Here is a 13,028-nt window from a genome sequence, read left to right as displayed (position 1 = left end):
ACAGGCAGCAGCGTGCCGGGGGCCGGCACTCAGCGCATCAAGAACCCTGCACGTTCATCCGTACGCGACTATGTGCGTTCACGTGTACGCCGACAACGAGGACCAGTTCACGTCGCTGGCGCTTGAACTCAGTCGGCAGGCGGCTGCGAACGTGACCGCGCTGAGGGAGAAGTTCGCGGGTCTGCCGGATGCCACTCGATACCTGACGTCCAGGCCGGTGCGGCAGGGGTTTCTCTGGGACAGCTTCGACGCTGGGATCGCAGCCGCCCTGGTTGGGGATCCGGACACGGCCCGCGATTACTTCGAACGAGTCCTTCGAGAGGACGCCCTGGTCCCGTGGGAGGTCGATGCCCAGGAGAAGGCGCGTGAACTTCACACGATCGCGGCAGATCGCGACGCCGTGACCGCCTGAGTCACGCGGGCCGTCGACTCATGCCGGCGAAGGCTGAGCCTGGATCCCGTGCCGTTTGCGATTAGCTGAGCGGACCCGCTCGTCGAGTGACAGAGCTGCAGTCAGGCAAGGAGGACTCGCTTCCGCAGCAGGCTGAAGCTGGCCCGGCCGTACATCTGGCGTTTGATCATTTTGATCCGGTTGACGTGGCCTTCGACGATGCCGGAGCTCCACGGCAGTGTCAGGCCGGCGGTGACAGCTGCGAGATCGCGTTCGACGCCGTTGACGAAGGTGTGGAGGGTGGGCAGGTCGTCGGCGCGAACCGCCTTGATCCATCGCGGGAGCTGGTCGCCCTGGAGTTGGGTGAGCATCTTCCCGAACGCGTGAACGTGCCCGGTGAGGGCATCGAGTTCGGGGCAGCCGGCGAGAACGGATTTGAGCTTCGTGTGCTCGCTCTCCGACAGGGTGTCGGGGTGAGTCAGGATCCAGACGGTGACCGTGCGTGGGGGACGGCGGACGGGCCGCAGGCGCGGTCGGGGATGTGCGGAACGGCTGGAGGTAGGCGCGGACGGCGCCGTTACGAGCGTCGGCTGGCTGACACTCCAGTCGGCGACCAGCCGGTGCTCATAAAGCTGACCGTGCGGCGTTTGTACTGCGACAACGCGCTATGCGGGCGTCGTACGTTCGTCGAGCAGGTCGCGGGGCTGACGTTCCGGTACGGAAGGCGGACGCCCGCTTCGCGCCGGGTCCTGGAGGCCGTGGCCGTCGCGCTCGCCGGCCGGGCGGGAGCCCGGCTGGCCGTGGTGCTGCACAGTGCGGTCAGTCGGACGACGCTGCTGCGGCTGCTGATGGCGCTTCCTGACCCCTCGTGGGAAGTGCCCAAGGTGCTCGGGGTCGATGATTTCGCCGCCCGCCGTGGGCAGCATTACGGGACCGTGCTCATCGACTGTGAGACCCGCAAACCGCTCGCTCTGCTGCCCGGGCGGGACGCCGGGACCCTGGCCACATGGCTGCGTGACCATCCTGGGATCGAGGTGATCTGCCGGTATCGTGCCGGCTCCTACGCTGAAGGTGCCCGCGTCGGGGCCCCACAGGCAGTCCAGGTCGCTGACCACTTTCACCTGTGGCAGAACCTCGGCACCGCGGTGGAGCAATGCGTGCGCCGGCACACAGGATGCCTGCGGTCACCCGGTTCCGACCCAGGTGACCAGCCGGACGTCGAACCGCCGCCGACAAAGGAGATGTCGCCGATCGAAGCCCGCATCCGGGAACGTCACGCCGTCGTCCACGCACTCCTCGACCAGGGCCATGGCATCCGGGAGATCGCCCGCGAGTTACACATGGGTGGGAATACGGTCCGCCGATGTGCCCGTGCGGCGCCCCCTGAGGAGTTGCTCGGCGGACGGCGGCAACCCCGGCCCAGCCAGCTGGACCCTTACAAGCCCTACCTGGACAGGCGCTGGGCAGAGGGCCACACCAATGCCGTTCACCTGCACGCAGAGCTCAAAGAGCTGGGCTACCGGGGCAACCACCAGATCATCAGTGACTATCTGCGGCCGCGGCGCCGACGCCGTATCCGCGTAGTCGGGCCCGCGCCGCCAGGACTCCGGCAAGTCACCGGGGGGATCATGCGTCACCCCGACCACCTCTCGGAAAGCGAGAGCAAACAGCTGACCGAAGTCCTCGCCCGTTACCCGGAACTCTCGGCGGCCCACCGTCTCGTCCGCAGCTTCGCCGCGATCCTCTCCACCCGCACCGGCCAGCATCTGAAGGACTGGGTTGTCAGCGCGCGAGCCGAGGACCTTCCCGGTGTTCACTCCTTTGCCGTCGGCCTGGAGAAGGACTGGGACGCCGTTGTCCAAGGCCTGACGAGCCACTGGAACTCGGGTCCCGTCGAAGGTCGCGTCAACCACATCAAGATGGACAAGCGCCAGATGTTCGGCCGCGCCAAGCTTCCGCTCCTGCGCAAACGGGTGCTTCTCACCGCCGCCCGCTGATGGCCTGCTCAGGCAGGACGAAGCCGTCGGAGTACGAACTCCGATGGCCAGCAGAGTGCTCGAACAACCACGTTGGTGACGACGAAGTACCCCGGACTCACCCATCCGTCCTCTTTGCTCACAAGCCCCGGACCGTCCTCGCGGTAGTAGCGACGCAACATACGGCGCAGCAACGGAGTCCCAGCTACCAACAGAACCGGTGCGGCAACGACTGCACTGACCGTCACGCCGAGCCGGATTGCATGGATCCTGGCGACGCTCTCTATCCGCATCTCTCCAGTCTGCCGATCAGGAGAGCCTCGTCCACCGCTCTCACGGAATGTGTGCCAGAACCGAGAACCGGTTCTGGTCCAACTTCTGTGGAGCTCTTACGCTCTGTAATCTGTCGGGACCGGATGGCCCTTCGTGGCTCGTTGACAGAGCCGTTTGGGATCATGCCCGTATGGACTTCGACCTCGCCCCACCGACCGGCGTTGGCCCGTTGCGAATCGGTATGACTCGACACGCGGCCAATACGGCGCTGGACTCGCTCCGCGATCTCTCTACGATTTCGGAGTCTGATCGGCCGGGGCAGCACATCTTCCGTCCCAGTGGGCTGATGATCAGCATCCACTGCGTGCGCGACATGCTTGAAGCCACCGAGCTGGGAAGGCCGTCGTCCCAGACGGACCGAGTCTTGTTCCAGGGTGTGGACATATTCGCGCTTCCGGCCCGAGAGGTTGTCCGGCGCGTCGCGGAGTTCACCTCGATCGAGGAAGATTCTGACGACGATGCTTCATTCATCGCCCCGGACTTGCTGTTGAGCTTCTGGCGTCCGTTCGCAGCCGACGAGGAGCCGGAGGAAGAGCAGGGCTATTACTTCAACTCGGTCCTGCTGGCTCGGCCTGGCTACTACGACACCCCTGCTCAGGCTGCGGAGCGGCTCCAGCAGAGCTCGTGACGGTTTCGTCAGGATGCCAGCAGGACTCGTTTCCGCAAGAGGCCGAAGCCGGCCCGGCCGTACATCTGGCGCTTGATCATTTTAATCCGGTTGACGTGTCCTTCGACGATGCCGGAGCTCCACGGCAGTGTCAGGCCGGCGGTGACAGCGGCGAGATCCCGTTCGAGGCCGTTCACGAAGGTGTGGAGGCTGGGCAGGTCGTCGGCGCGAACCTCCTTGATCCATTGCGGGAGCTGGTCGCCCTGGAGCTGGGTGAGCATATTCCCGAACGCGCGGACGTGCCCGGTGAGGGCATCGAGTTCAGGGCAGCCGGCGAGAACGGATGTGAGCTTCAGACGCTCGCTCTCCGGCAGGGTGTCGGGGTGAGTCAGGATCCAGCCGGTGACCGTGCGTGGGGACGGCGGACGGGCCGCAGGCGCGGTCGAGGATGTCCGGAACGGCTGGAGGTGGGCGCGGACGGCTCCGTAGCCGCCGGTGTAGCCGTGAGTCTTGATCTCTTCCCAGAGGGTCCAGGCGTTCGTGCAGCCCTCGGCCCATCGCCCGTGCAGGTAGGGCTTGAAGTCGTCGAGCTTGGTCCTGCGGTTCTGCCACTGTCCCTGGAACAGGTCTTCCGGCCTTGCGGCGTCGGCCAGCCGTTGGACGGTGCGGTAGGTCATGCCGAGCTGTCGCTGAATCGCGCGTCGGCTGTGGCCGGCGGCCAGCAGCGCGTGGACGGTGGCGTGCTTGGCGCGGGTGCGGTCGGCGAAACGGTGCCCGGTGGGCCATGGCGACCCACTCTCGGCCGGTTCCGGAGCCGGAGCCTTCTCCGGCGCCGGCTCGGAGAAGGTCGCACGGAGGCACGCGCGGTGATGGGAGACGCACCGCTCGGCCGCTTCGCCGAGGTTGCGCCAGAGGTGGAATCGGTCAGCGACCTGGACCGCGGTGGGTGCCCCGATCCTGGCACCCTCGGCAAAGTAAGGGGCGCGGTCGCGGCAGACGACCTCGATCCCCGGGTGATCGGCCAGCCAGGCCGCGACACTGCCTGCCTCGCGATCCGGCAGTAGGTCAACCGGCCTGCGGGTCTCGACGTCGACCAGCACGGTCCCGTAGACACGGCCCTTTCGCATCGCGTACTCGTCGACGCCGACCACACGCGGGTGCTGTGGCTGGGGTTCCGGGAGAGCACTGACCAGCCGCAGGACCGTGTTCCGGCTGACCCTCGCCCCGAAGACATCGGCCAGCCGGGCACCGGCGCGACCGGCCAAGGCGAGGCCGACCTCGGCCAGCACCGACCGCATCCGTTCGGTCCGCTGGCTGTACCGCCGGGTCAGGCCGGCAACCTGCTCGACGAACGTCCGCCGTCCGCAGGAGATGTCTTCGCACGTGAAGCGCCGGACACGAAGCCGCAGAACCACCCGCCGTCCTGCCACAGGGAGGTCAGCGGGAAACCGCAGGTAAGAGCCGTGCACCCGCCTCGACCAGCTTCCGCAGCCTGGGCACCGAGCCCCGGCCGTCCGGCATCTGGCACCAACTCGGATTACCTCGCCATCGTCCTCCACCGACTCCACCCTGATCCCCGGATCCGCCAGGAAGAGCAGCTCTTCCAGCCTGAGCAGTACCTCGCGCACAGTCAGAACCATCAGGCCGAACGCGATCGGCACCGGCAGTTTCTAGACGATCTCGCGAGACCTATCACCAAGGCCAACGATCACAGTGAGTAGGCAGACCACAGAAGTTGGACCAGAACCTGAGAAGCGACAGCACCCGCCTTCGCCGATGATCGGGGCGTCGAGCCGGGCGTGGGGTGCCGTCCGTGCTACTGGATGCTCCAGCGGTGCGGATGGTCGGGATTGGTCGGGCAGGCGAAGACGTTCAGCTCGCCGAATCGGCCCACGACGACTTCGGTGGGGGTGGCAGACCGATGGGCGGGCAGGTCTCGATCCTCAAGCGGTTTCCAGCTGCCGCTGCCTCCGTCCCATTCCGAGCTGTCGATGGTCAGCAGTAGGTGCATCGGCGTGCGGCAGGTCTGGCAGTCCATAGGGAACGGGTCGGTGGCGTGCCAGGAGGCGAAGCCGCCGATGCGCCAGCCGGGCGGGATGGACAGGTCGTACTGGTAGTAGACCGGATGGGCCTCGTTGGGCTGCTGCTCGGCCTGCTCTTCCTGGGCTTCCTCCCAGGCGTCGAGCCGGGCACACAGCTCCTCGGGCAGGAGGCCAGCGAACGGGTAGGAGATCACCTGCTCCGGGTGCAGGAGGCAGGGCTCGGGCACGAACCCAGCGGACCCGACGACCAAAGGCTGCGGGGTAACGGCCAACGCGTCCCCGACCTCCCACGACCGCCGCCAGCACAGATGCAGATTCAGGTCGTACCGGCTCGGGCCGTGCGCGTCGAAGGGGCACCAGAACACCTGGAGCAGGTCGCAGTCCTGCGGCCCCTGGGGCAGGTCCGGGACATCCCGCCGATACAACTGGGCCAGGCCGACCAGCGGCAGCGGATCCGTCTCCGACGCCTCGGGGAGCCGGTGCTCCAGGTGCAGCTCGGCCAGGAGTTCCCGTTCTTCCTCCGTAGGGCCCGGGTTCTGTTCCCGAGCCCACGCGGCAGCCAGGATCCGCCGGTAACGGTGGATGTCGGCCGGGCGCCGACCTCGCCCTCTGCCGTGGGCCTCATCGCACACCGGCCACGGCTCGTTCGCCGGCCACAGCATCGGGCCACCCACCGAGCTGTCAGAAATCTGCGGGCTGCCCAGTCGCGGGTGGAGCCGCGTCGTCGTACCCCGGTAAGCAGCCAGATCTGGGAAGAGCACCTCGACATCAAGCGGGCGCGGCGGCGTGGTCCTCGTCATGGAACGCGACCCTAGACACCCCGCGATCTTCGCGGTCGAGCACCCCGCCCGGCAGCAGTCTCTGCGGTGCTGAAGCTGCTGTCGAAACTCTTGGACTTTTCGATTCGCTCACCGGATCGACGGCCTCCCAAACCGGCGAACATTCGTTGTCCGTTCTCGCGGACAGAGTCAAGGATGCGAATCGCGCTGCTTTTCTCCAACGAGTTGACAGCCTTGACGCCCGGTCGGCCGGCCCGGCAGTTCGCCTCGTCCGGCATCCACTCTTTCTTTCCCTCTGGCGGGGTAGGAATCGTGGCGAACGCGCCTCCTCGTCCGGGATCCCCGCAAGGATCGTATGGGCGGTAAGGGACACCTTCACCGCCCGGCGGTTCTTCGGCCATGTCCATACGGTCCACCTGGCGCCCTTTACCTGCGCGTATGGATATCCGATGTCCTCGGCCAGGCGAACAGCGAGTACTCGGAGACAGCCGGAGACGGTCTCGCCATTCTCGTGCGCCTGACTCCCAACGGCGACGACGATGTGTGTCACCTGCAGATGGAGATCGGACCGATCGCCATGTGGGAGCCTCATGAGATGTTCAGTGCGCTGCACGCGGCTCTGGTTGCCTGACCGCACAAAACGTTTGGCCAGGCCACCGTCGCAAGCAGCTGTCCGCCCCAGCGGATTCCTTTCTCGCTTCGGATGCGGGCGGAGCTCCCCCCCAGCTCAGTCCTGCTGCTCCAAGGAATCGGCGAAGGCGCGGAGGGCATCGGCCAGCTCCTTCTTCGTGGGCAATTGGTCCACCTTCTTTTCCAGACCGTCGATGCGCTCCGCCAGTTCGTCGAGGCTTGCCGGAGTTGTGGGATTCGATGTGGGTCCGTCCGTGGGAGCAGGGGAATCGGACGGGTCCGGGATTCCGCCCGAGCCATCTGAGCTGCCACTGTCGGTGCCACCGGATCCGCTGACTGAACCGCTGTCAGCACCGCCGCTGTCGACACCCCCGCTGATGCCCCCGTTGTCGCTACCCCCTTCGTCGACGCCGCCCGAGACACCGACGCTTCCGGCATCGGACGACTCGGTGGGAACGGGCGTCGGGCCAGATGCTCCGTTGTCCTGGTCGGCCACGGCAATCGCCCCGCCCACACCAAGCACCACGGCGGCAACCGCACCGATCAGTGTCACTGTCACTCGGCGCGCCTGCATGTTCCGCATAAGTGTCATGCAACTGACATTAGCCACAGTTCGCAGTGGACGGATTCCTTCCAGGTATTCGACACAACAGAGTCTGCTCCCGCAGCGCCTGCTGGGTGTCCGCAGAACCCGAGAAGCTCACCGTGACCGAGTCGGCCCAGGTGGCGAGGTGGCCACACCTCTCCCCGAGCGCTCTCCCACGGCCCGCCTGGGCGTCCTGATCGCGGCGTACGAGTACGAGCTGGGCTCGCGCTTCCGCTGCCCTGCAAGGGAACCCAAGTGACCCGCTTCGGCATCGGTGTTCCTCCGGCGGCGCGCACGACCACGCCCGTCGAGTCCGTCCTCGCCACCTTGAGACTCCGCACCAAGGTCACCCGCGCCACCGGCGCGCCGCCCTGCCGCTGGCCTCGCGGTGGTCCTCAAGCTCGCCAAAGGCGTCCGGGAACGCCGGCGCGCGGTCACCGCACTCCACCTCGTCGCGCTCGTACGTGCCGGAACCGACTTCGAGAACACTCACCTCGGCAAGCATCTCGGGGAACCTGCCGCAGCATGACCACTTCAACCGGCTCGCAACTCTTGACGATCGCTCTTGCCGGCGCTTGCGATAAATGGTCACAGAGGTGGGACGAGCGTCACCGATCGCTCGGGCCGTGCAAGCCATGCAGGCCATGCTCAGCCGGCGAGGTGTCCCCCCGCGATGAAGGCCGCGAGCACGAGATAGATCGAGTTCACCATCACGAGCTTGAACTGGCCGAGACGTCCGTGGGTGACCATCGCGCCAACCATCAGAAGGATCCAACACAGGGCAGTCACCGGCACCATGACCGGTGCGATATCCAGGACTGCGGGCAGGATCAGGCCAACCGCGGCGAGCAGTTCAAGGATCCCGAGAGCCTTGACGAAGCCAACGCCGGCATTTCCGGTCCACTCGCCGCCATGCTGCGCGGCGAGCTTCTCCTTGGGAATGAACGTCTTGGTGATGCCGCCGAGCAGAGCGACGGCGGCAAGCAGCCCGGCAGTGATCCACAGTGCGGTGTCCATGAGGTACTCCTGATCTCGATGAAAGGGGGTTGATCGTTCGGTTCTGAGTCAGTCGCGCGTGGCACCTCAGGGCTGTCCCGTGATCCGTGGTAGATCGGCGCGCGGCGTCGGATGCGGTGCATCGCAAGGCGGAGGAGCGTCCGCATACTTGATGTGTTCGGGCGTTCCGGCAACGCGGCGAGGCGCCGTAGCTGTCGTCGTGCGCCCGCCAGGAAGTGCGGGACAGCCCTTAGCCCCGGGGAGTTACGGGAGGCGGTGAGCCGCCCAGCGGGGTGGAGTCCAAGTACCTGACCTCGTAGACGCGTTCGCTGAACTTCCAGCCGTCCGGGGTGCGCTGGTAGTGGTCGTGGTAGAGGGCGTAGTTCAGGTGGGAAGCGCCGTCGTGCATCCGCCCGAACTCCTGGATGTACGCGCGGCCGGTCGCGGTGTCACCGTCCAGACGTATGACGCCTGGGTGAACGTTCTGCACGAAGAACTCCCAAAGCCCTTGCCCCCACTCGACCCCGGCACGGATCTGGTCCCGGCCGATGAACTCCTTGTCGATGTGCGGCCACCGCATCACGCCTTGAGGTGTGAACAGCGATGCAACGCGTTCGAAGTCACGCATCATCACCGCGTCGGTGAGCTCGGCGCGCAGCGCCTCGATCTCGACTCGATCGGCGATCGACTGCATGGCGCTCATCGGTTTCCCCTGCCTAATCGATGTGTTCGTCAGGCAGGTGCTGCCTGTCCGGTAGTGGTGTACTCAGCATCGATCCAGGTCAGCAGGGGATCAATGTAGGGTTCGCGCAGGGATCCATAACATGGGAGTTATCCATGGAACTGCGCGACATCGAGATCTTCCTGACGTTGGCCGAGGAACTGCACTTCGGCCGCACCGCCGAACGGCTCCACGTTTCCCAGGCCCGCGTCAGCCAGGCCATCGGCAGACAGGAACGGCGACTCGGCGTATCCCTGTTCGATCGCACGAGTCGGCGCGTGAGCCTGACTCCGGTCGGCCGACGCCTCCGTGAAGACCTCCAGCAGGCCCTCGACCTCCTCCAAGCGGGCCTGGCCCGCGCCGAAGCGGCCTCCCTGGGCGCCGGCCAGACCCTGAGGCTGGGCGTCTTCGGTCACGCTGGACACGAACTACGCCCATTTGTCGACGCGTTCCTCGCTCGTCACCCCGGCTGCGACGTCCAGTTCGGCGAGATCAACGGCAGCGACCCGTTCACCGCGCTGCGCACCGGAATCAATGACGTGCATGTGCTGTGGCTGCCCGTTGCCGAACCGGACCTCACCGTCGGTCCCACCGTGCTCAGCGGAGGCCGGGTGCTGGCCATATCGACCAACCATCCGCTGGCCGATCGCGGCAGCGTGTCTCTGGAGGATCTCGCCGACAACCATGTCGTCGACCTGGGTCCCGAGGCCCCCGAGTACTGGGTGTCGGCCATGGTTCCCACGCGCACACCACTCGGCCGCCGCATCCCGCGCGGGCCCGCCGCACATACCTTCCACGAGATTCTCTCCCTGGTCACCGCCGGGCACTGTGTCCACCCGCTCGGCGAGATCGCCGCCCGCTACAACACCCCTCCCGGCATCGTGTTTCTGCCCATCCACGACGCCCCCACCATCCAATTCGCCCTGACATGGCGCTCCAACAACGACAGCCCAGTCATCCGTGCGCTGGCTCAAACCGCGGCCGACCTCGGCCCCATCTCCCTGTGAGCAGGAGGATCTTCCGGCTTCCCTGCCTCTGTGTCGTACCTCGCCGCCGTCGTGGCAAGGGTCGGCATGGTGAGCTAGCTGGTCTCCCACACGCCGGCGCCAGCCCTACGCTCCTGCACGCGCAAGTTGGGGATCGTCTCGTGGGTGAGGCGGCGGGTCATGAGGTTGATGGCGGTCTGCTGGATCACGGCGGCTGATCGGTGGGGGTGGGTTTCGTAGTCGCGGGCCAGGCGGCGGTGCTGCATGCTCCGAGCAGCGGGCCACCAGCACCAGGCGACACTCAGGGGCCGTTCCCGCGGGCACAGGAGCAGGGCGCCCCGCCATCATCGGGTACGGGCGCTGCGTTCCGATGACGAAGCCCGTCCAGTCACGCTGAGCATCGTGCTCCGTTGGGCTTGATGCACTCCAGGAGATCAGCGTTCGCGGCAGCATGATGATCTACTACGTAGATTGACGATGCGCCTGGCCGGTCTGCATGCCGGCTCCCGGCGGTGAGCGAATGAGGCGGCAATGAGTGAACTGACGAAGCCCGAGATCGATCTTCCGGAGGGTGAGGCTCCCACCGAGCTGACAATCCGCGACCTCGTCGTAGGGGACGGGCTCGAGGCGAAGCCAGGCAGGGTTGTCCAGGTTCACTACGTCGGGGTCACCTTCGAGTCCGGAAAGGAATTCGACACCTCCTGGGACCGGGGCCGGACGTTCAAGTTCGCCGTGGGCGGTGGCAAGGTCATCAAGGGCTGGGACCGCGGGGTCAGAGGGATGAAGGTCGGCGGCCGGCGCGAGATCATCGTTCCCCCGCGCCTCGGCTACGGCAACCAGTCACCCTCTCCGTTGATCCCGGCGGGCTCGACACTCGTCTTCGTGGTGGACCTGCTCACCGTCGCAGTCTGAGACCTTCCGCTCTCCAGCATCTCCGCCCGGAGCCAGGCCCGGGCAACATCTGCCGGCCGACCCCGACACCACACCCGTGCACCCTTCACCTGCAGCCACGGACACCGCACCGTCCTGCGAGCCGGCGCCCTGACCGCCGACGCTGTTGCCCTGAAGGCTCGCAAGGCCGCTCAGGCGGAAGACGAGCCGATCATCGGCACATCCCCGCTCCTCAGATGGGCGGTGAGACACCGGCGACCATCACGTCGCTGCACGAGTGGCGCCTGGCACGCCTTCCCCCGGACACCCGGTCGCTGCCGTCGGTGACCCGTACAACCAGCTGCTAGGACGCCGCCGCACCGACAGCAGCGACCGCCATGAGGGAGAATCCCACTGCCCCTGCCCCTGCCCCTGCCCCTGCCAGCGAGCCTTGACCGAGCAGGCCACCGACGCGGCGATCGACACCGCCTGCCCTCTGCCGTGCTTCCGTCGATCCGCAACGAGTTCAACGAGACCGCCGACCGGGCGATCAAGGACCATATGACCTACCGCGGCTTCCTCGCCATACTGCTGATGACCGAGCGCGGCGACCGGGCCAGGCGCCGTTCGGCACGACGGATCAAGGCCGAGGGCTTCCCCACGGGAGAGGTCCCTGCGGGCTTTCGACCTCGACGCCAACCCCAACATCGACGCCGCCAGCGTCCACGCCCTCGCCCTCGCCCTCGCCCTCGCCAGCTGTGAATGAATCAAGAAGAGTCAGCCACTCTGCCTGATCGGCGACTCTGCACCGGCAAGCCGCACATGCTCGTCGCCCTGGCCGCCAAGGACGCGATGAAGGGCTACCGCGTCCAATACACGCTCGCTGTCGGCGTACTTGCGAATGTGCTCAACGAAGTACAGATAGACGTGCTCAGTTGGAGGTCACCCATGACTGCGTTCACCACACGTGCGTCGACTGCCGACCATCCTGGAGCTCGGCTGACGTTGTCTCTGACATCCACGAGGAAGCTGCCGCCTGAGCTGGCCAGCAGGCCCGGTCGAAATTCCCGGCGCGGGCGTTGACCGTGCCCATAGAGTCCTGCCTTGATGAAGAGACGAGTGCAGTTCACCGAGCAGGTTGCGCGGTTCCGTGACTACATGCCGGCCGAAGATCGAGAAACGTTCCTGCGTCTGGTCGGCAGGATCGCAGCCGAGCCAGAGGGCGCTGACAGCCATCTCGCCTATATGACCGATACAGTGACCCGCTCGGTCTGGGAGGACCACGTCATGGTCCAGTACGTCGTAACGAGCTTCTACGTGGTCTTCATCGAACTCGACATCTACGACGCGTCGCGTGGCTTCAACGAGGTGTAGTCGGCCACGGGACGGCACCGATCAACGATCGGTGCCGTCCCGTGGGTCGAGTGCCGCCGGGCGAGGCACTGACCTCAGCACATCACCAGCTGGGCACTTTCGTCCGTACACAGTTGGGTACGTTCACGTGTGCGCGGACACTCGCCACGAAACTGGTGAACGAGCTGGTCGAGGCCGCCGACGAGTAGCAGCTCAACAAGACCATGGCCCGTTACGCGCGAGTGAACCTCCTCCGCATCGACGAGCTCGGCTACACGGAACTCGACCGCGGCCGCGCCGAACTCCTCTTCCAGGTGCTGACCGACCGCGAGGAGAACAACAGCATCGCGATCGCCTCCAACAAGTCCTTCGGCGACTGCACCAAGACCTTCACCAACCTTCGCCTCTGCGCGGCCATCGTCGACCGCCTCACCTTCAACGGCACCATCATCGAGACCGGCACCGACTCCTACCGCCTCGCCAGCACTCAAACCCGAGCTGAAGGGCCAGCCGGGGCCAGCCGGCGCACACTCTTACTCAACGGCCCTCAGCCCTCCGGCGCGGAGAGCCGTCACCGGTACGCACTTCCTGCGCTCGTGAGTTCCGGTCGTCCTGGGTGCTTTGCCTCTACCAGGCATTCCAGAGCACACCATGCCGGTGGCGGACCGGCGGTATGTCCACGCCATCAAGGTCGTGGCCAGCGCAGTGCAGCCCTCGGATCCGCTGGGCATCGAGTCGCCCCTGGAGCCGGGCGCGGC

The 13,028-nt window shown here is 66.3% G+C and carries 13 protein-coding genes and 2 pseudogenes; 8 read left to right on the top strand and 7 right to left on the bottom strand.

From position 1 onward, the window contains the following. On the top strand, positions 1 to 412 hold a 412-nt coding region (locus tag ABT025_RS27025), incomplete at its 5' end, for a hypothetical protein (protein ID WP_350999599.1). A 101-nt stretch (positions 413 to 513) separates the two neighbouring features. On the opposite strand, the gene ABT025_RS27020 is transcribed toward ABT025_RS27025, so the two are convergent. After that, positions 514 to 855, bottom strand: a complete 342-nt coding sequence (locus tag ABT025_RS27020) for a transposase (RefSeq protein ID WP_350999627.1) — start codon at positions 853 to 855, stop codon at positions 514 to 516. Positions 856 to 930: 75 nt separating this feature from the next. Between ABT025_RS27020 and ABT025_RS27015 the strand changes: the two genes are divergently transcribed. Further along, positions 931 to 2,388, top strand: coding sequence for an ISL3 family transposase (locus tag ABT025_RS27015; RefSeq protein ID WP_350999624.1), 1,458 nt, complete (start codon positions 931 to 933; stop codon positions 2,386 to 2,388). A gap of 442 nt (positions 2,389 to 2,830) precedes the next feature. Further along, positions 2,831 to 3,328, top strand: a complete 498-nt coding sequence (locus tag ABT025_RS27010; RefSeq protein ID WP_350999597.1) for a hypothetical protein — start codon at positions 2,831 to 2,833, stop codon at positions 3,326 to 3,328. An 8-nt stretch (positions 3,329 to 3,336) separates the two neighbouring features. Here ABT025_RS27010 and ABT025_RS27005 read toward each other — a convergent pair whose 3' ends face one another. The 6 genes from ABT025_RS27005 to ABT025_RS26980 all read right to left on the bottom strand — a co-directional run bounded on the left by ABT025_RS27005 (position 3,337) and on the right by ABT025_RS26980 (position 9,043). Further along, complete coding sequence (locus tag ABT025_RS27005; protein WP_502972034.1) at positions 3,337 to 4,935, bottom strand: ISL3 family transposase; 1,599 nt, start codon at positions 4,933 to 4,935, stop codon at positions 3,337 to 3,339. Positions 4,936 to 5,123: 188 nt separating this feature from the next. Next, the gene (locus tag ABT025_RS27000; protein ID WP_350999594.1) at positions 5,124 to 6,149 is read right to left on the bottom strand and encodes a DUF1963 domain-containing protein; all 1,026 of its coding nucleotides are present in this window, start codon (positions 6,147 to 6,149) and stop codon (positions 5,124 to 5,126) included. 706 nt (positions 6,150 to 6,855) lie between these two features. After that, positions 6,856 to 7,317, bottom strand: coding sequence for a hypothetical protein (locus ABT025_RS26995; RefSeq protein ID WP_350999591.1), 462 nt, complete (start codon positions 7,315 to 7,317; stop codon positions 6,856 to 6,858). 373 nt (positions 7,318 to 7,690) lie between these two features. Beyond that, positions 7,691 to 7,837 (bottom strand): hypothetical protein, encoded by a 147-nt coding sequence (locus ABT025_RS39555; RefSeq protein WP_502972032.1) that lies wholly within the window; start codon positions 7,835 to 7,837, stop codon positions 7,691 to 7,693. A 155-nt stretch (positions 7,838 to 7,992) separates the two neighbouring features. After that, the gene (locus ABT025_RS26985; protein ID WP_350999588.1) at positions 7,993 to 8,361 is read right to left on the bottom strand and encodes a DoxX family protein; all 369 of its coding nucleotides are present in this window, start codon (positions 8,359 to 8,361) and stop codon (positions 7,993 to 7,995) included. Between the two features lie 229 nt (positions 8,362 to 8,590). Further along, positions 8,591 to 9,043 (bottom strand): nuclear transport factor 2 family protein, encoded by a 453-nt coding sequence (locus ABT025_RS26980; RefSeq protein WP_350999585.1) that lies wholly within the window; start codon positions 9,041 to 9,043, stop codon positions 8,591 to 8,593. Positions 9,044 to 9,177: 134 nt separating this feature from the next. Here ABT025_RS26980 and ABT025_RS26975 point away from each other — a divergent pair, with 134 nt between their 5' ends. The 5 genes and pseudogenes from ABT025_RS26975 to ABT025_RS26955 form a co-directional block, all read left to right on the top strand. Next, entirely contained in the window at positions 9,178 to 10,068 is an 891-nt protein-coding gene (locus ABT025_RS26975) for a LysR family transcriptional regulator (protein ID WP_350999582.1), read from the top strand. 510 nt (positions 10,069 to 10,578) lie between these two features. Continuing rightward, entirely contained in the window at positions 10,579 to 10,959 is a 381-nt protein-coding gene (locus tag ABT025_RS26970; protein WP_350999580.1) for an FKBP-type peptidyl-prolyl cis-trans isomerase, read from the top strand. 409 nt (positions 10,960 to 11,368) lie between these two features. Beyond that, positions 11,369 to 11,841, top strand: a pseudogene (locus ABT025_RS26965) (ATP-binding protein); the annotation flags it as partial. 183 nt (positions 11,842 to 12,024) lie between these two features. Beyond that, the gene (locus tag ABT025_RS26960) at positions 12,025 to 12,291 is read left to right on the top strand and encodes a hypothetical protein (protein ID WP_350999619.1); all 267 of its coding nucleotides are present in this window, start codon (positions 12,025 to 12,027) and stop codon (positions 12,289 to 12,291) included. Between the two features lie 137 nt (positions 12,292 to 12,428). Beyond that, positions 12,429 to 12,788, top strand: a pseudogene (locus ABT025_RS26955) (ATP-binding protein); the annotation flags it as partial. Positions 12,789 to 13,028 lie beyond the last annotated feature (240 nt).

The organism is Streptomyces sp. NPDC002809 (assembly GCF_040295435.1).
Classification (GTDB): domain Bacteria; phylum Actinomycetota; class Actinomycetes; order Streptomycetales; family Streptomycetaceae; genus Streptomyces.
The sequence above is the reverse complement of the archived record's forward strand: the minus strand, read 5'-3'. Positions and strand labels throughout refer to the sequence as shown.